The organism is Crenothrix polyspora (genome assembly GCF_900163755.1).
Classification (GTDB): Bacteria; Pseudomonadota; Gammaproteobacteria; order Methylococcales; family Methylomonadaceae; genus Crenothrix; species Crenothrix polyspora.
In genome coordinates, this window is sequence record NZ_FUKI01000057.1 from 27,837 (window position 1) to 45,263 (window position 17,427).

Annotated in this window: 13 protein-coding genes; 7 read left to right on the forward strand and 6 right to left on the reverse strand. The window is 44.6% G+C overall.

The window, feature by feature from the left end; all coding sequences use genetic code 11:
- The first annotated feature begins 454 nt into the window (after window positions 1-454).
- Together CRENPOLYSF2_RS03585 and CRENPOLYSF2_RS03590 are read left to right on the forward strand one after the other, a co-directional pair.
- Window positions 455-1,876, forward strand: a complete 1,422-nt coding sequence (locus tag CRENPOLYSF2_RS03585; protein ID WP_087142589.1) for a DegQ family serine endoprotease — start codon at window positions 455-457, stop codon at window positions 1,874-1,876.
- A 183-nt stretch (window positions 1,877-2,059) separates the two neighbouring features.
- On the forward strand, window positions 2,060-2,755 hold the full coding sequence (locus tag CRENPOLYSF2_RS03590) for a hypothetical protein (RefSeq protein ID WP_087142590.1): 696 nt from the start codon (window positions 2,060-2,062) through the stop codon (window positions 2,753-2,755).
- A 129-nt stretch (window positions 2,756-2,884) separates the two neighbouring features.
- On the opposite strand, the gene CRENPOLYSF2_RS03595 is transcribed toward CRENPOLYSF2_RS03590, so the two are convergent.
- The 3 genes from CRENPOLYSF2_RS03595 to uvrC all read right to left on the reverse strand — a co-directional run bounded on the left by CRENPOLYSF2_RS03595 (window position 2,885) and on the right by uvrC (window position 6,022).
- A complete protein-coding gene (locus CRENPOLYSF2_RS03595; protein WP_087142591.1) occupies window positions 2,885-3,487 on the reverse strand; it encodes a TetR/AcrR family transcriptional regulator in 603 nt (200 codons plus the stop codon).
- A gap of 143 nt (window positions 3,488-3,630) precedes the next feature.
- Window positions 3,631-4,197 carry a CDP-diacylglycerol--glycerol-3-phosphate 3-phosphatidyltransferase gene (gene pgsA, locus CRENPOLYSF2_RS03600; protein WP_087142592.1) on the reverse strand — a complete coding sequence of 189 codons (567 nt, stop codon included), beginning with the start codon at window positions 4,195-4,197 and terminating at the stop codon, window positions 3,631-3,633.
- Window positions 4,187-6,022: an excinuclease ABC subunit UvrC gene (uvrC, locus tag CRENPOLYSF2_RS03605; protein ID WP_087142593.1), complete on the reverse strand. Its 1,836-nt coding sequence runs from the start codon at window positions 6,020-6,022 to the stop codon at window positions 4,187-4,189. The genes pgsA and uvrC overlap by 11 nt, the downstream gene beginning before the upstream one ends.
- A 367-nt stretch (window positions 6,023-6,389) precedes the next feature.
- Between uvrC and CRENPOLYSF2_RS03610 the strand changes: the two genes are divergently transcribed.
- The 5 genes from CRENPOLYSF2_RS03610 (at window position 6,390) to wecC (ending at window position 13,786) form a co-directional block, all read left to right on the forward strand.
- Window positions 6,390-8,309: a DNA repair helicase YoaA gene (locus CRENPOLYSF2_RS03610; RefSeq protein ID WP_087142594.1), complete on the forward strand. Its 1,920-nt coding sequence runs from the start codon at window positions 6,390-6,392 to the stop codon at window positions 8,307-8,309.
- Window positions 8,306-9,004 carry a tRNA (adenosine(37)-N6)-threonylcarbamoyltransferase complex dimerization subunit type 1 TsaB gene (gene tsaB, locus CRENPOLYSF2_RS03615; RefSeq protein ID WP_087142595.1) on the forward strand — a complete coding sequence of 233 codons (699 nt, stop codon included), beginning with the start codon at window positions 8,306-8,308 and terminating at the stop codon, window positions 9,002-9,004. Before CRENPOLYSF2_RS03610 ends, tsaB begins: the two co-directional genes overlap by 4 nt.
- A gap of 56 nt (window positions 9,005-9,060) precedes the next feature.
- The gene (locus CRENPOLYSF2_RS03620; RefSeq protein WP_087142596.1) at window positions 9,061-11,052 is read left to right on the forward strand and encodes an acyltransferase family protein; all 1,992 of its coding nucleotides are present in this window, start codon (window positions 9,061-9,063) and stop codon (window positions 11,050-11,052) included.
- A 333-nt stretch (window positions 11,053-11,385) separates the two neighbouring features.
- Complete coding sequence (gene wecB / locus CRENPOLYSF2_RS03630) at window positions 11,386-12,531, forward strand: non-hydrolyzing UDP-N-acetylglucosamine 2-epimerase (RefSeq protein WP_087142598.1); 1,146 nt, start codon at window positions 11,386-11,388, stop codon at window positions 12,529-12,531.
- Window positions 12,518-13,786 (forward strand): UDP-N-acetyl-D-mannosamine dehydrogenase, encoded by a 1,269-nt coding sequence (gene wecC / locus CRENPOLYSF2_RS03635; RefSeq protein ID WP_087142599.1) that lies wholly within the window; start codon window positions 12,518-12,520, stop codon window positions 13,784-13,786. Before wecB ends, wecC begins: the two co-directional genes overlap by 14 nt.
- A gap of 72 nt (window positions 13,787-13,858) precedes the next feature.
- Here the strand turns inward: wecC and fbaA are convergent, their stop codons facing one another.
- From fbaA to CRENPOLYSF2_RS03650, 3 genes are all read right to left on the reverse strand, one after another.
- Window positions 13,859-14,938, reverse strand: coding sequence for a class II fructose-bisphosphate aldolase (fbaA, locus tag CRENPOLYSF2_RS03640; protein WP_087142600.1), 1,080 nt, complete (start codon window positions 14,936-14,938; stop codon window positions 13,859-13,861).
- A gap of 120 nt (window positions 14,939-15,058) precedes the next feature.
- The gene (locus CRENPOLYSF2_RS03645) at window positions 15,059-16,045 is read right to left on the reverse strand and encodes a transaldolase (protein WP_087142601.1); all 987 of its coding nucleotides are present in this window, start codon (window positions 16,043-16,045) and stop codon (window positions 15,059-15,061) included.
- 257 nt (window positions 16,046-16,302) lie between these two features.
- Window positions 16,303-17,424 carry a hypothetical protein gene (locus tag CRENPOLYSF2_RS03650; RefSeq protein ID WP_087142602.1) on the reverse strand — a complete coding sequence of 374 codons (1,122 nt, stop codon included), beginning with the start codon at window positions 17,422-17,424 and terminating at the stop codon, window positions 16,303-16,305.
- Window positions 17,425-17,427 lie beyond the last annotated feature (3 nt).

Below are 17,427 nucleotides of genomic sequence, written 5' to 3' on the forward strand. Positions count from 1 at the left end.
ACATAACGCAGGAGTAACACACGTCTTCAGCAGTGCAGCAACTAAAATCACTGCACTTTTCAGTAGTCGTTAAGGGGCGGTTACTGACTGAAGACCACTGTTATTTTACTCCCAGCCAATATAAGCGCATTTACCCATTCTAAAAACCCACAGGCCACCGTTGAGGAAAAAACGCCCTCTGCTGATAGAGAGAATTGAGACGAGGACAATAAAATTAACCCGCTAAATCTCTCTCATCCGTAAGCTTCTCACTCTGAAAAAGAGTCTGCTGTTAACTTAAATAACAGTGCTACGCGGCACTTACCCCATCGATATTAGCTTTAAAATGTATCGACTCACCCAATAAATCAGCACTATACTGTACAAGAAATTTATAGTATTCACTTTAGCTGGTAATATTACAGGTGTAATACTTAAATAACTGTTTTGTCACTGTTTGTAGAATGAGGAATTTATGCTCAAAAAATTAAGTTGGTATTTTTTTCTGGTTATTTTGTTTTCTGAACCGACCCGTGCTGAATTACCAGATTTCACCCAAATGGTAAAAGCCAATGGCACGGCTATCGTTAATATCAGCACAACTCAAAAGGCCAATGCCTTGGAGATGGATGCCGCAATTAAACAACAAATGCCCGAAGGCATCCCACCTGAAATGGAAGAGTTATTCAAACATTTCTTAGAAAACCCTAATGGCCAAGGCGGCGGTGCGCCAGGTGGCTCTGCGCCAGAAGAAGCACAATCACTAGGATCAGGCTTTATTATTTCGCAAGATGGCTTTGTCTTAACCAACCACCACGTAGTAAAAGATGCTGCTGAAATTGTGGTTAAACTGACCGACAGAAGAGAATTGGTTGCTAAATTAATCGGCTCTGATGCGCGTACCGATATTGCCCTACTCAAAGTAAATGCAACCGGTTTACCTGTCGTTAACATAGGTTCAGCGGCACAACTTCAGGTTGGTGAATGGGTGTTAGCTATCGGCTCACCGTTTGGCTTTGAACAATCTGCGACTGCCGGTATCGTTAGCGCCAAAGGCCGAAGCCTACCAGGCGGTAATTATGTGCCTTTTATTCAGACCGATGTTGCGATAAATCCAGGTAACTCAGGCGGACCACTGTTTAATATGAAAGGCGAAGTAGTCGGCATTAACTCACAAATTTACAGCCGCACCGGTGGCTTCATGGGGCTTTCATTCTCTATCCCGATGGATATTGCTATGAACGTGGTTAATCAAATCAAGTCCAATGGTAAAGCCTCGCACGGCTGGCTAGGTGTGCAAATTCAAGATGTCACACGGCAATTGGCAGAATCTTTTGGTATGAAAAAACCACAAGGTGCGTTGATTTCCAAGGTATTGCCTAACAGTCCTGCCGAAAAAGCCAGCTTGCAAATTGGCGACGTTATTACTGAGTTTAATGGTCAGCAAATCGAAAAATCCGGCGATTTACCACCGATGGTAGGTGTAACACCCATTAACGAAGAAGCAACCTTAACCATCATCAGACAAGGTGATACTGAAAAAGTAAACTTTAAAATCGGTTTATTACCCGATCAAGATGAAAAAATAGTTGAAAGTAAAGCAGAGAAAAAACCCACTAATAAACTGGGTATTAGCGTTAGTAATTTAACCCCCGAACAAACGGAAGCCTTGCAAAATATTACCGGCGGTGTATTGGTTCAAGAAGTCGGTAAGGGCTCAGCACGCGATGCCGGCATTATGCGTGGCGATGTAATTTTACGCATACAAAACAAAGTGATTAATGATACCGATGACTTTAATAAAGCCATTAATAATATGGCTGAGGGCAAATCGGTTGCGGTATTAATACAGCGTCGTGGTAGCCCAATATTCCTTGCATTAAAAATCGGCAAATAATACCTTAGCTGCTAGACTGTACGTCAAAACGCTCTTGTATCTTACAACAGTAAAGATGCAAGAGCACTCACACTAGCCACAATTGTTTTTAGCAACCATATTTTTATACCTAATCCAGGCAATTGGTGATAGATTAGCGAGTTAAAATCCGCTCTATTTCAACTGCTTCAATGGAATCTACTCATGACAATTAAACAACTTTTTGCACCTTGCACACTGATTGTTTTATTAACAAGTTGTGCCGGTGAATACCAAAACAACTATCCCGCACCTGTCTACGGAGGTGATATTCCCGCCCCTCCACCCCCTGTATATAAACCTATTGCCCCGCCACCTACAGTAGTTACCAAGCCTTTAAAAGAGTTTAACCCGCACGCTGTCCCTATAGAAATAACACCCGACCCCGTCAGACAAAAACCGAAACCCCCAAGACCGATACCAGAAGAAAAAGTAGAAGAGCTGCCGCCATTCGTTGAAGAAAACCCTGTACCCGTACCAGAAGTACCCGCAGAACCAGACACACCCGTAGCCTTTACACCGCTAGAGTCCAATGCACACTTATCTGCGCCAGTTAATGCTTTGGTATTGGCTGCCAAGCAAGATACTGACCGCGGCAATCCAGAAGCGGCTGGTGTCGCTCTTGAACGCGCCATTAGAATTGAACCCAGAAATGCCACCTTGTATTACAAACTGGCAGTGGCAAGACTTAACCAATCGCAACCGCGTTTAGCTGAAGATTTGGCTAAAAAAGCCGCGCTATTAGCATCAGAGGATAGGGAATTAAAAAAACATAGCTGGCTGTTAATTGCCAAGGCCAGAGAGTTACTGAGCAATCCAGAAGGCGCTAAAGCAGCAAGAAAAAAAGCGGAGGGATTTTAAAAACAGGTACGCCATATCCAGATAGCCACGCGTGTTGGCTTAAATCCAACACGCGTAGCCAACCCAAGCAGCTCTCCAGATTAAGCGAAGTCTCTCAACAAAATCTGGACAACTAACTTTAAAGCATTACTAACGTTTGTTAGCAATTACGTTCCAGGCAGAAAGCCAGGTTTGTGCTTGGTAGGCATCGGCTTTTTTATCTAACTCGCGAGACAACACCGAGCGCAAGGTATTATTAATAATCCCGAAAAAATGTGTATTAATCAGAGCCGAATCTACATTGCGGATTTCTCCGGCTTTAATGCCCGCTTGAATGATCTTAATGATTTTAACAAAAGCAGCCGATTCCATCAGCGGTTTTTCGTCAGGCAAAAATTCGTTAAATCTTAGCAATAACAAAAAGCGCATCACGTCGGGCGCGTCATCGGTCAATTTAAATAATAAATCCACAATACCGCGCAACTGTTCGGATGATTTTTGATTACGGCGACGAATATCATCAATAGAGATATTCAAGCTATCAATAATATTAGCGTACAAAGCCGCTGCAATCGCGTATTTAGTGGGAAAATGTTGATACAGAATCGCCAGGGTTTTTATGCCCGCAGCCTGTTTGATATCAATTAACGAGGTATTAAAATAGCCTTTTTCAGTAAATAACTTTAAAGCTGCCAGTAATATTTGATCCTGTGTGTCAACGGTTGTATGCGTATCTAGTTTTTCTTGATCCATTCTTCTTCTGTCGTAACGTATCCAATGGGCTATATAGGTATTTTTTAAAGCCCAAGCGGCTGATTTTTATCTTGCTATATAGTAGTAGGGCTTAACGCAAAAGCATCAATCTGAACGTTGTATGCGCTAATGATGTATATGTGTTAATTATTTTCCGATAATACCGAAAAAGCTGCTTTTAAGTAGCTAATCATAGACCATAATGTCAGTATGGCCGCGATGTACAGCAATGTATAACCGCAATAATTGATAGGAATACCTAACAAATCTTCGCGGTAAAGTAGCATACCAATGGCCAGCATCTGCGCCGAGGTTTTCCACTTACCTAGTTGCGATACCTTAACCGTCGCTTGTTGACCAATTTCTGCCATCCATTCCCGCAGCGATGCAATAGTGATTTCTCTACCAATAATAATCGCTGCCGGAATAGCCAAGGCGGCACTGGCTTGTTGTTGCACTAATAATACCAGCACAATAGCCACCATCAACTTATCGGCCACAGGGTCTAAGAAAGCACCGAACGGGGTTTCTAACTGCATTTTTCGAGCAAAATAGCCATCTAACCAATCAGTAATACCCGCCGCCAAAAATATAAACATACAGGCCACGTTAGCGTTTTGCCAGGGCAAGTAAAAAACTACCGCTAACAAAGGTATTAACGCGATCCTCAGGAGTGTTAAATTGGTCGGTAAGTTAAATTCAATTTTCATCTTGGTGAAATAATGCGTAAATGCGTTGTGCCAATGCCCGGCTAATGCCGTCTATACTGCAAAGCGCGTCAATGCCTGCGCCTGCTACCCCTTGCAGCCCCCCAAACTGTTTCAATAAAAGCTGACGGCGTTTAGGCCCTAACCCGGCCACGTCTTCCAACACCGATTGCTGCATGGCTTTGGCGCGGCGCTGTTTATGGCCTGTTATGGCAAAACGGTGCGCCTCGTCGCGGATATGCTGGATTAATAACAGCGCACTGGCGCGGGGATTAATATCCAGTGGGCATTCTTGCCCCACCACAATCATTTTTTCCATACCGGCTTTTCTGTCAGGCCCCTTAGAAACGCCGACTATCATAACACTGTTTATGTCTAATTCTATCAATGCCTTTTGCGCAGCAGCGACCTGGCCTTTGCCGCCGTCAATAAACAAAATATCCGGCGCGACAATTTCATTTTGCTTAATGCGTTTAAAGCGCCGGTACACTGCTTGATGAATAGCCGCATAATCATCACCCGCCGTAATATCTTCTATATTAAAGATGCGATACGCTGATTTTACCGGACCTTCCCTATCAAACACCACGCAAGAGGCCACGGTTTGCTGGCCTTGAGTGTGGCTAATATCAAAGCATTCCAGTCGCTTAGGGATTTCTTGCAACCCTAGCACGTCTTGCAGACTCAAAAAACGTGCATAACTGTCTTGCTTATTCGCCAACTTGCTAAGCAAGGTATTTTCGGCATTAGTGATGGCCATCTGTAGCCATTTTAACCTTTCTCCACGCACCCGTGGGGAAATGATTACCGCATGTTTGGCTTGGTTGGCTAAAACCTCAGCCAGTAAAATAGATTCCTCCAGCTCATGGCTGACAATAAACTCATGCGGCACCGGTTTATCAAAATAATATTGAGCCATAAATGCCTGAATAACGGCGGCGGGGTCGTTTGCATCGGTCATTTTAGGGAAGAAGGCTTTGTTGCCCAAATGCTGGCCGTTGCGGATAAAAAACACCTGGATACAGGCCAGATTGGCCTTGGTCGCACAAGCAATAATATCGACATCGCCTTTTTCACCTTCAATAAAATTTTGCTCCAACACCAGGCGCAGCTTAACAATTTGATCTCTAAAGCTGGCAGCCAGTTCATAATTTAATTCAATGGCGGCATTTTCCATGTTGATGATCAGTTGATCAAGCAGTGCGCCGCCCTTGCCTTCTAAAAATAAGATTGTGTTATCAACATCATGTGCATAACTGATTTTGTCGATTAAACCCACGCACGGGCCAGTGCAACGTTTAATCTGGTATTGCAGACAAGGTCGCGTGCGGTTGTTGTACACCGAATCATCGCACTGACGAATCGGGAAAATTTTTTGTAACATCTTAAGGCTGTCTTTGGCGGCGCTGGCGCTAGGGTACGGGCCAAAATACTGGCCGGATTTTTTCTTGGCACCCCGGTGCAGGCCAATTTGCGGAAACTCGTGGCTGGACAAATGGATATACGGGTAAGAACGGTCATCACGCAGACAGATATTATAGCGGGGCTTGTGGTGCCGGATTTGCTGGGCTTCCAGCAACAGCGCTTCGGTTTCGGTGTGGGTGACGGTGACATCTATGCTGGTTATTTTAGTGACCATCGCCTGTTGTTTGGGCGAGGCGCTTTGCGTTCTAAAATAACTGGACACGCGATTTTTAAGATTTTTGGCTTTACCGATATAAATGATGTCGCCTTGATCATTGAGCATTTTATAAATACCTGGCCGAGTGGTCAGGTTCTTTAAAAATGTGGGGATATCAAAACTGTTTTCTGTTATTTCAGGGTTCACTCAGACTCTCGATATTTAGCTATCAACGTAAATTGGGGCAAAAATAAGGTACTGATGTAGGTTGGTGGTGACGTTAGAAACCCCAACGCCAAAACACATTCAATGTTGTAGTTCGTTACCGCACTACCAACCTACTACTCAGTCAGTTTTATCCTGTCGGATATTGCAAAGACCTACGAAGTTTTTAAAACCTCGTGTTTGAAATTTACTCGACATTTAATGAATGACTAAGTACTACGTATTGTCCCTGCTTAAATGAGTAGCCCTATATTTCAACCAATTACTCAAGATATTGGCGTTTCTTTACACAGTGTTCTACCATGAGCGGAAAATCGCAATACAGCTTCTCGTATTCTTTAGTGACGCAATGACAAATTTAGAAAAAATCTTCAGTGCCGATGGCGCATTATCACACAGCATAACCGGTTATCAGCCTCGTGCAGCGCAGACCGAAATGGCCAGCGCTATCGCTTCGGCTATTGATGACAATCACAATCTAATCGCGGAAGCGGGCACCGGCACCGGCAAAACCTTTGCCTATCTCATACCGGCCATTTTATCCGAAAAAAAAGTTATCATTTCAACCGGCACCAAAAATTTGCAGGACCAATTATTTAACAACGATGTGCCGATTATCCGCAACGCCTTAAAAATCCCGTTTAAGGCCACGTTGCTAAAAGGGCGCAGCAATTATCTGTGCAAATACCGGCTGAGGGATGCCTTGGATTATATCCGTGGCTACAGCAAAGAAGAGGCGGTCGCACTGTCGAAAATAAAACTGTGGGCAAAAAAAACTAAAATTGGCGATATCGCCGAAGTAGCCGACATTGCGGAAGGTGATCCGGTATGGCAACACGCCACCTCCACACAAGACAATTGTTTAGGCCAAGAGTGCCCCGATTACGACGAATGTTTTTTGGTGAAAGCGCGTAGACGGGCGCAAGAATGCGATGTGCTGGTGATTAACCACCATTTGCTGTGTGCCGATTGGTCGATTAAAGACAATGGTTTTGGCGAGTTATTACCCGAAGCCGAAGTGATTATTATTGATGAGGCTCACCAACTGGCCGATACCGCCTCCAACTTTTTAGGCATCAGTATCGGTAGCAAAAGACTACTGGATCTTTCCAGCGATACTCTGCAAGAATATTTTAAAGATGCCACCGACATGCCGGTATTGCGCAGCGCGTCGGAAGATTTGGCAACCGAGGTGAAAGATTTGCGCCTAGCGTTTGGTGTGGAGCAAAAACGCGGCGATTGGCAAGATATTGCCGGCAATCCTAATATTCTGGCCAGCCTTAATAAGCTCAAAACCCAATTGCAGCGCTTAACCAAGCAACTGGAACTGGCTTCGGTAAAAGCCAAGGGTCTGGAATCATGTTATAAACGCGCCGACGAGCTCATGGCGCAGCTCACTGTTATTATGGACGACAAAAGCGGCCAATGGATACGCTGGTACGAAACCTATAAAAAATCCTTTACCCTGAGCCGCACACCGCTGGATATTGCCTCGGAGTTCCGTAACTTTATGCAATATTATCAAGCGAGCTGGATATTTACCTCGGCTACCTTGAGCGTAGCCAATACCTTTGATTACTTTGCCCACAGCTTAGGGCTTAGCAACACAGTCAGCAAAAGCTGGGACAGTCCGTTTGATTACCCCAACCAATCGCTATTTTATCACCCCAAAGGCTTGCCGCTGCCCAATTCACCGAATTTTGTGCCGGATATTATCGAATTTGCCCTGCCAGTGCTGCAAGCCAGTCGAGGAAGGGCATTTTTTCTGTTCACCAGCCACCGCGCCTTAAAACAGGCGGCGGATATTTTGGCCGATCAACTCGACTACCCGTTATTAATCCAGGGCAGCCAGCCCAAAGCCCAGTTATTGGCGGAATTCAAACAACTGGGCAATGCGGTATTACTCGGTACATCGAGTTTTTGGGAAGGTATTGACGTGCGGGGCGAGGCCTTATCGTGTGTTATTATAGACAAATTACCGTTCGCATCGCCGGGTGATCCGGTGTTAAAAGCACGGCTGGATACGCTAAACCAACAAGGCCGCAATGCATTTTTTGAGCATCAATTGCCGGTTGCCATTATTACTTTACGGCAAGGCATCGGCCGGTTAATCCGCGATGTTAATGACCGTGGCGTATTAATGATCTGTGACCGGCGTTTGTTAAAAAACAGTTACGGACAATTGTTCTTGGACAGTATTCCCGCCATGAAACGCACCCGTCATATCGACGACGTGACTGCATTTTTCCAAGACCCACCAACTGAATGAAATTATTAGCCGTAGAAACCGCCACCGAAGCCTGTTCCGCCGCCCTTTTTGTTGCTGGCGGGATACTGGAACGTTTTGAAATCGCCCCGCAGCAACACACCAAGCTTATTTTGCCGATGATTGATTCGCTATTGGCCGAAGCGGGTTTAAAACCTGCTGATCTGGATGCGTTGGCATTTGGCTGTGGCCCAGGTTCGTTTACTGGGGTCAGGATTGCTACCGGTGTTATCCAAGGCATTGCCTTTGGGCTGGATATTCCAGTCGTACCGGTGTCTACTTTAGCAGCATTGGCACAAGGTTTTTTCAACCATAATACTGCGGAGTTGGATGTGGTGTTTGCAGCGATGGATGCGCGATTAGGCGAGATTTTTTGGGGCGTTTATCAACGCGATAGCCAAGGTTTTGCGCAATTAATTGGCCAGGAAGTTGTTACTCCCGCTAGTTTGGTTGTAGCACCTGAATTACGAGGCATTGGGGTTGGCTCAGCTTGGTCTGTGTATCAAGATGAATTACAGTTGCGTTTAGATGACAAGCTTAGCTATTTTGAGGCGCAGCATTTACCCAGTGCGCGGACTGTTGCTAAGTTGGGGGTACACGGTTTTGCGCAAGGTTTGGCGGTGGGTGCAGAATTGGCCATGCCGGTGTATTTACGCGATAAGGTGGCTAAAACAGAGTTGGAGCGAAAATCGGTTTAACACAGCTATAGTTACCGTATTGTTCTGTGCTAATTTGAAATATTAATACCTTATCCATGATGGAAAAATATTCTACTAACCCATTAACAACTAGCCCACACTACCGACCCGACATTGATGGCCTACGCGCTGTTGCGGTGTTATTGGTTGTGGGTTTTCACGCCTTTCCAGAATGGCTAAAAGGCGGCTTCATCGGTGTAGATATTTTCTTTGTTATTTCCGGCTTTCTAATATCGCGCATTATTCTTACCGATATTACCCGCCAACATTTCAGCTTTCGCACTTTCTACACAAAACGCATCAAACGCATTTTTCCGGCGTTAATTGTGGTGTTAAGCGCCTGTTTTGGCGTGGGCTGGTTTATTCTATTACCCGACGAATTCAAAGAACTTGGCAAGCACATCGCAGGCGGTGCGGGCTTTGTCGCCAATCTTGTCTTGTGGAGTGAATCCGGTTATTTTGACAACCAAGCCGAACTTAAACCACTCTTACATTTGTGGTCTTTAGGCATTGAAGAACAATTTTATTTCGTGTGGCCCGTTGTATTGATAATTGCCACTAAAAAACGTTACAACTTACTTTGGCTAATGCTGGCGTTTATTCTGGCTTCCTTTGTATTTAATATCCGCAGTGTTCATACTGATCCAATTAGCGATTTTTATTCACCCTTTACACGATTTTGGGAATTAATGGCAGGATCGCTGCTTGCTTATCTAAGCGTATTACCAGGCCAATCACATCGGCCACTATCTCCCACTGAAGGGCGTGGCGACAAGAACAATAAACGCTCATACGCGTCATTGCTTAAAAATACAGCGGCATTTATCGGTGGTTTATGCATTGCCATTGCTGTGTTTTACTTAGACAAGACTAAGGCATTTCCTGGTTGGTGGGCGATACTGCCAGTGCTGGGTGCAACTTTGCTAATTTTTGCGGGCACTACAGCCTGGTTTAACAAAAAACTATTAGCACATCCCGCTTTGGTTTTTATCGGTCTGATCAGTTTTCCGCTGTACTTATGGCATTGGCCTTTACTGAGCTTCGCTCGCATTATGGTATTGGGCACACCAACACTGGCGCTGCGATTAAGCCTAGTCGCTGCCAGTATTTTTCTGGCGTGGTTAACCTATCGCATCGTTGAGCAACCCATCCGCTTTGGCGCAAACACACACCATAAAACCACAGGGCTTTGTGTGCTATTAACCTTATTACTGGCAGTAGGCTATAGCACACAAACCGCCAATGGCTTTGCTTTTCGTATGCAAGATAAGGTTGATTACAGCGAATTTTTTGCTGGCCTCAATTACACGCACAGCCACCATTTAGTTGCCTTGGAACATCACGAGTGCAATTTTTACGACATCGAAAAATCCACGCCCAGAGCCGAAATTGATAGCCGGTGCTACACACCCCATTCTAAAAATGTGGTATTTCTGTGGGGTGATTCTCACATGCAGCATTTAAATTACGGCTTGACACATAATCTACCAACGGATGTCTCGCTGTTACAAGCCGGGGCTTCTGGCTGCCCACCTACGACACAGCGTTTAAATCCTGACCCTTTGCAAACCTGCAATAAAGCTAATCAGTTTATTTTAGAAAAAATTCAACAATTAAAGCCGAAGGTCGTTATTTTGGCGCAACAGAAAAATCATGAAAATAATGACTATGACAAAACTATTTTGCACCTAAAAGCCGCCGGAGTAGCGCATATTATCTTAGTAGGTCCTGTGCCACAATGGCAGCCATTTTTATATAAAATCATGCTAAGACAGCACTGGATGGATTATCCGCAGCGCATGAACACGCATCTTGACAAAGCGGTGCTGCATACCGATACGCTGTTGCACGCTAAGTACAACAATTCAAAAGAGGTGAGATATGTGTCCTTGATTAATCCATTATGCGATAAACACGGCTGCATCACCTATCTTAACAATGATCGTAAAGAAGGCTTAATTACTTACGATTACGGACATTTTACTTTAGTCGCCTCAGACTTTGTCGCTAAAACGATATTAATGCCGGTTATTCGTGGTTTTATCTAAATCTCAAAGCCAACAGCTAAAACCTGCAATGATTTTATTGTGTGGTATTTTAACCGTAAAATGCTGCAAATTAACTATAATGCTCTATGCTTTAATGCAAATATTCTTTACCAAATACAAGCAATTAATGCAAAAAACTAATTTTTTTAACGACAAAACTATCATAATAATTAACATTGAAAGCGCATTGCACGAGGTATTAACGTGCTTAATTAAAAAGTCTTCAGACTTACAATTGATAATGACACCTCTATTTTTTTCAAAAAAGGTAAAGGTTAATATTTTTCAGGCGCTATTTGTCAAAAATACTATTTATACAATAACTTTAAGCCTATGAAAATACTTACCGTGTTCGGAACGCGCCCAGAAGCCATTAAAATGGCACCGTTGGTTAAATTATTGGCGCAACAACCGGAATTTGATAGTCGTGTCTGTGTCACAGCGCAACATCGACACATGCTTGACCAGGTTTTAGAACTGTTTGAGATAACGCCAGATTATGATCTTAACATTATGCAGCCTGGGCAAACGCTGTCTGGAATTACCACAGAAATCCTCAGCCGCATAGAACCTGTGCTAATAGAATTTAAGCCCGATTTAGTGCTAGTGCATGGCGACACCTCCACCACATTTTGCACCACACTGGCTGCATTTTATCAACGCATCGCGGTGGGGCATGTAGAAGCAGGCTTGCGTACCGGCAATATGTATTCACCCTGGCCAGAAGAAGCTAATCGCAAACTGACCAGTGCGCTCGCACGCTTGCACTTTGCACCTACCCCACAATCCCAGGATAATTTGCTCAAGGAAGCCGTGCCGGCAGGCAGCATACATGTCACAGGCAATACCGTTATTGATGCACTGTTGTGGGTAAAGGAAAAGTTAGAAGCCGATAAGGCCGTTAACGCATCACTGCATAAAAACTTCCCCTACCTGCGTGATAATGCGCGGTTAGTGCTAATTACCGGACATCGACGAGAAAATTTTGGCGATGGCTTCAAAAATATCTGTGCTGCTATTCAACAATTGGCCCTACAGTTTCCAGATGTTGATTTTTTGTACCCTGTACATTTAAACCCCAATGTTTTAGAGCCAGTGAATCGATTACTCGGCAATGTCGCCAATGTGCATTTGATTGAGCCACAAGATTATCTGCCTTTTGTGTATTTAATGACACGATCTTACATTATCCTTACCGACTCCGGTGGTATCCAGGAAGAAGCGCCCTCGTTAGGCAAACCGGTCTTGGTTATGCGCAACACCACCGAACGCCCTGAAGCGCTGAGTGCCGGTACGGTGAAGCTCGTCGGTACCAACACTGCCATTATCACCGAAGCCATCACGACACTATTAACCAATCAAGACGAATACAATCGCATGAGTTACGCCCATAACCCATATGGTGATGGCAAGGCTTGCCAGCACATTGTCAATATTATTAAAAACGATCAACAAGGAATCACCCATGCAGCAATTTAATATCTCTACCGCGTCTGTTATTGGTCTTGGCTATATTGGCTTACCAACCGCAGCTATGCTGGCTTCGCGCAAAATCAAAGTGATTGGTGTTGATGTTAACCAGCACGCAGTAGATACCATTAATCAAGGTAAAATCCACATTGTTGAACCTGATTTGGATATGCTGGTGCATGCGTCCGTCACTCAAGGCTACTTACGCGCCACGACAAAACCCGAACCCGCCGATGTCTTTCTCATTGCCGTGCCTACGCCGTTTATAGGCGACCACGCACCTGATTTGAGCTACGTGCAAGCCGCCGTAGAATCCATTGCGCCGGTACTGGAAAAAGGTAATATTATTATTCTGGAATCGACATCCCCTGTCGGCACTACTGAAAAAATACTGGATTGGCTAAGTTTGGCCAGACCGGATTTACGCCTGCCTGTAGAGCATGAACTTGATCCTGACATTAATATTGCCTACTGCCCAGAACGTGTACTGCCGGGGCATGTGGTGCGGGAATTGGTGGAAAATGACCGTATCATCGGCGGCTTGAGTGATGCGTGCTCAAAACGTGCCGCAGATGTTTACCGAATTTTTGTGACCGGTAAATTACTGATTAGCAACGCCCGCACGGCAGAAATGTGCAAATTGACCGAAAATGCTTTTCGTGACATCAATATTGCCTTTGCCAATGAATTGTCAATGATCTGCGATAAGCTCGACATCAATCCTTGGGAGCTGATTAAGCTTGCCAACCATCATCCACGGGTCAATATTTTACAACCCGGCTGCGGTGTTGGCGGCCATTGTATCGCGGTAGACCCTTGGTTTATTGTCGATAAAACTCCCAATGAAGCCAGGCTTATCCGTGCTGCGCGGGAGGTTAACGACCACAAACCAGACTGGGTGCTTGGTAAGATTCGTCATGCGGTTGCTAGCTTAACAGCTAGCGGCCTTGAAGAATCCAGACTTAAAGTGGCGGTTTTAGGCTTGGCATTTAAGCCCAATATTGACGATTTGCGGGAAAGCCCTGCTTTGCATATTGCCAAACAATTTGCCAAAACCACAACGACGCAATTGTTACTGGTCGAGCCTAATATCAGGGCATTACCGAAACCATTAGCTAATCATCAGCTAGTGTCTTTAAATGACGCAATCACCCAAGCAGATATTTTGGTGTTGCTGGTTAATCACCGAGAGTTTGCCGGTGTCAAACACTGCATTAATAAAAAGACCTTGTTAGTGGATGCCATCGGCATCGACTTTATTTAACTTCAAAAGCTACCAACAAAAAAGCCGATGCAAAAACTGCATCGGCTTTTTTACATCAAATGCTTGTGTATCTTACAAAGAATCAACCGCGTTTAAATCTGAAAACGCCTGTTCCAAACGGGTCACAATGCTGACTTCACTAGCACGTTGCCATACACGCGGGTCATAGTATTTTTTGTTCGGTTTGTCATCGCCATCTGGGTTGCCGATCTGGCCTTGCAGATAGCCTTCATTCTTTATGTAGAACTGTCTAATACCGTCCCAAGCTGCCCATTGGGTGTCGGTATCAATGTTCATTTTGATAACGCCGTAGCTGATCGATTCGCTGATTTCTTGTTCAGAAGAGCCAGAACCACCGTGGAAAACAAAATTCAGGGTATTGGTAGGCACGCCGTATTTTTCAGACACATACGCTTGTGAATTGGCCAAGATAGTCGGTGTCAGTTTAACATTGCCTGGCTTATACACGCCATGCACGTTACCGAAAGACGCTGCAATGGTAAAACGTGGGCTGATTTTACTGAGTTCTTCATAGGCATACGCAACATCTTCAGGTTGTGTATACAACAAAGAATGGTCTAAACCACTGTTGTCTACGCCATCTTCTTCGCCACCGGTGACACCTAATTCAATTTCCAACGTCATGTCCATTTTAGACATGCGTTTTAGGTATTCGCCACAAATTTCAATATTTTCTTTCAGGCTTTCTTCAGAAAGATCAAGCATGTGTGAACTGAACAACGGTTTGCCGGTTGCAGCAAAGTGTTTTTCACCGGCATCTAACAGCCCGTCTATCCAAGGCAATAATTTTTTAGCGGCATGGTCGGTATGCAAAATAACCGGTACGCCGTAAGCTTCTGCCATAGCGTGTACATGTTGTGCGCCAGAAATAGCGCCCAAAATAGCTGCTTGCTGGCCTTCTGCTTTAAGGCCTTTACCGGCAACATACTGTGCGCCGCCATGCGAAAATTGAATGATAACTGCCGACTTAACCTTGGCAGCGGCTTCTAAAACCGCATTGATTGAGCCGGTGCTGATCACGTTAACCGCCGGTAATGCCATTTTGTTTGCTTTGCAAATGGCAAATATTTTTTGCACATCTTCACCGGTGACAACGCCGGGCTTCACTACATCTAAAATTTTCTGTGACATATTTAATTTTTATAAAAACAGGAGTTTAAGCCGTGCAGTAACACACGACCGAAATAAAATTTTCAGGCGTTGGTTTGCAAGATTTCAGTCGAGGATTAATCCTCGACTGAAATACAGGATTTAACCTTCCAAACTGGCCAAACGAGCGGATAACAATTCTTCCAAAGCTTCCAGGGCTTTTTCAAAGCCTACGATACCTTCAGCCAATTTATCAGTTGCCATGCGATTTTCCGCATGCATACTGTCAAAGGTAGCTTTATCCATAGCGATTTTTTCGATAGGCATAGCCGCCGCTTTTGCTGGGTCAAGCTTGCGTGGCAAATCCGCTTCGGTGGCTTGCAATTCAGCCAATAAAGACGGTGCAATCGTCAATAAATCACTGCCAGCCAATTCGGTAATTTCGCCAATGTTACGGAAGCTTGCGCCCATTACTTCGGTTTTGTAACCAAATTTCTTGTAATAATTGTAAACGTCAGTGACTGACACTACGCCTGGATCTTCATTGGCAGGATAAGAATCACGGCCAGTATCTTTTTTATACCAATCCAAAATACGACCCACGAAAGGCGAAATCAGCGTGATGCCGTTTTCAGCGCAGGCAATCGCCTGATGCAAACCAAACAACAAGGTCAAGTTGCAGTGTATGCCTTCTTTTTCCAACACGGCAGCTGCTTGAATACCTTCCCAAGTAGAAGCGATTTTTATTAAAATACGATCAGAATCAACGCCATTTGCCACATATTGGGCAATAATTTCACGGCCTTTAGCAATCGTCGCTTCCGTATCGTAAGATAAACGCGCATCTACTTCAGTGGAAACGCGACCTGGAATAATTTCCAGTATTTTAAGGCCAAAAGACACCGCCAAACGGTCAAACGCCAAGTTAGCCACTTCAGCAGCAGATGCGTCTGCACCTAAACTTGCGCGTGCCGCTTTTAAAGTATCGTCTACAATACCTTGGTATTGCGGCATTTGTGCCGCAGCGGTAATTAATGACGGGTTAGTGGTCGCATCTTGTGGCTTAAATTTTTCAATCGCCTCAATATCGCCGGTATCAGACACGACTACAGTCACTTCTCTGAGTTGTTCCAACAAATTCTTTGCCATACGCAGTACCTACTTTCAAGTTAAAAAAATCGACAACCCCAAGCCATAAAGTCTTGCATCAGAAGCGGTTGGACATTTATGGCAATGGAAAATTCATTCAGTGGCAATACCGAAGTTAACACTTACTCGGCTATAGTGACGGGCATGGGATAAAACCTCGACACCCCACTGTATAACTGACTTCGGGGTATTACCACGTATGGCAGCTACCCCGAAGCTAAAAATACCGATAGAAAACGGTTTATTTATACGCAAGCCTAAGATGCCGCTGTACTATTACGAAGATACTTAGCCACACCTGTCACAGCCTCTTGACCTGCTGGTATAAATTCACCTTCTAGCAGTTTAGTTCGACTGTGTTTTTCTAAATAACGAGACAGCCCTGTTGTGCCTGGTTCAAAATTGACAACAATGATGTTGCTTTGTTTGATGTCAGCAAGCGCTGTCGCTTGCACAGCCAAATATTTAGCAACTTTGCTTTCTAATGGTTTGGCTTTAACATTGCCAGCTTCTTTAATAAGGTATTTCTCAACACCGCTGACCACAGGATACACCCGCGCAGGCAAACTGGCTTGCGATTTCAGGTATTTACTGACACCACTGACAACTGGCCTGGGTATGATACTACGCTGCTGCAAAGCAACATATTTGTCAACGCCGCTTTGCGGTGGCCGTTTTTTTTCTGCAATCAGCAGCTTAGCTAAATACTTGGCAACACCGCTGGCACCTGGTTTCCCCGCCGCACGCTTTGCTTGTTGTTGGCTATATTTTTCAACGCTAGTTAATACTGAGTCATCTTGCGTAACTAACGGCTCTGTGACAACAGATGCAGCAACTAAGGCCGCTTCTGCTTTGTCTTGGGCAAGTTTGGCTTCTTGCACAACAAAACGGGCAATAATCGCAGCGGCCGCAGTTTTACGAGCAGCGCAGTCCTTCTCCGCCTGATATTTAGCCACGCCTGTTAAACGCGTAATAGGCTGAGCTTCAACATCTTGCTTAGCAAGATAGTTTGCCACACTGCTTAGCTTAACCGCCGTAACCGGAACTTCAGTTTTCAGTTTGACAGTATATTTTGCAACACCGGTCATAGCAGGGCTTGCCCTGTCAATAACCGCTTGTTTAAGCAAATACTTAGCAACACTGGTTATAGGTGATGACAGGTCTTTTTTCCGTAAATACTTACCCACCGATGACACGGTTTGCATAGTCTCCATGTACTTGGAAACTCCAGTAACAGATGGCCGAGTCGCCAAATATCTCGCCACACCGGTCACTTTATTGCTAGGATTAACAGCAACCAAAAAATTCTCCTGGCTTTCAATCGGTTTACGACGAGATAACGATTTATCGATTAAATCGATTGCGCGACTGCGTGCCATCTA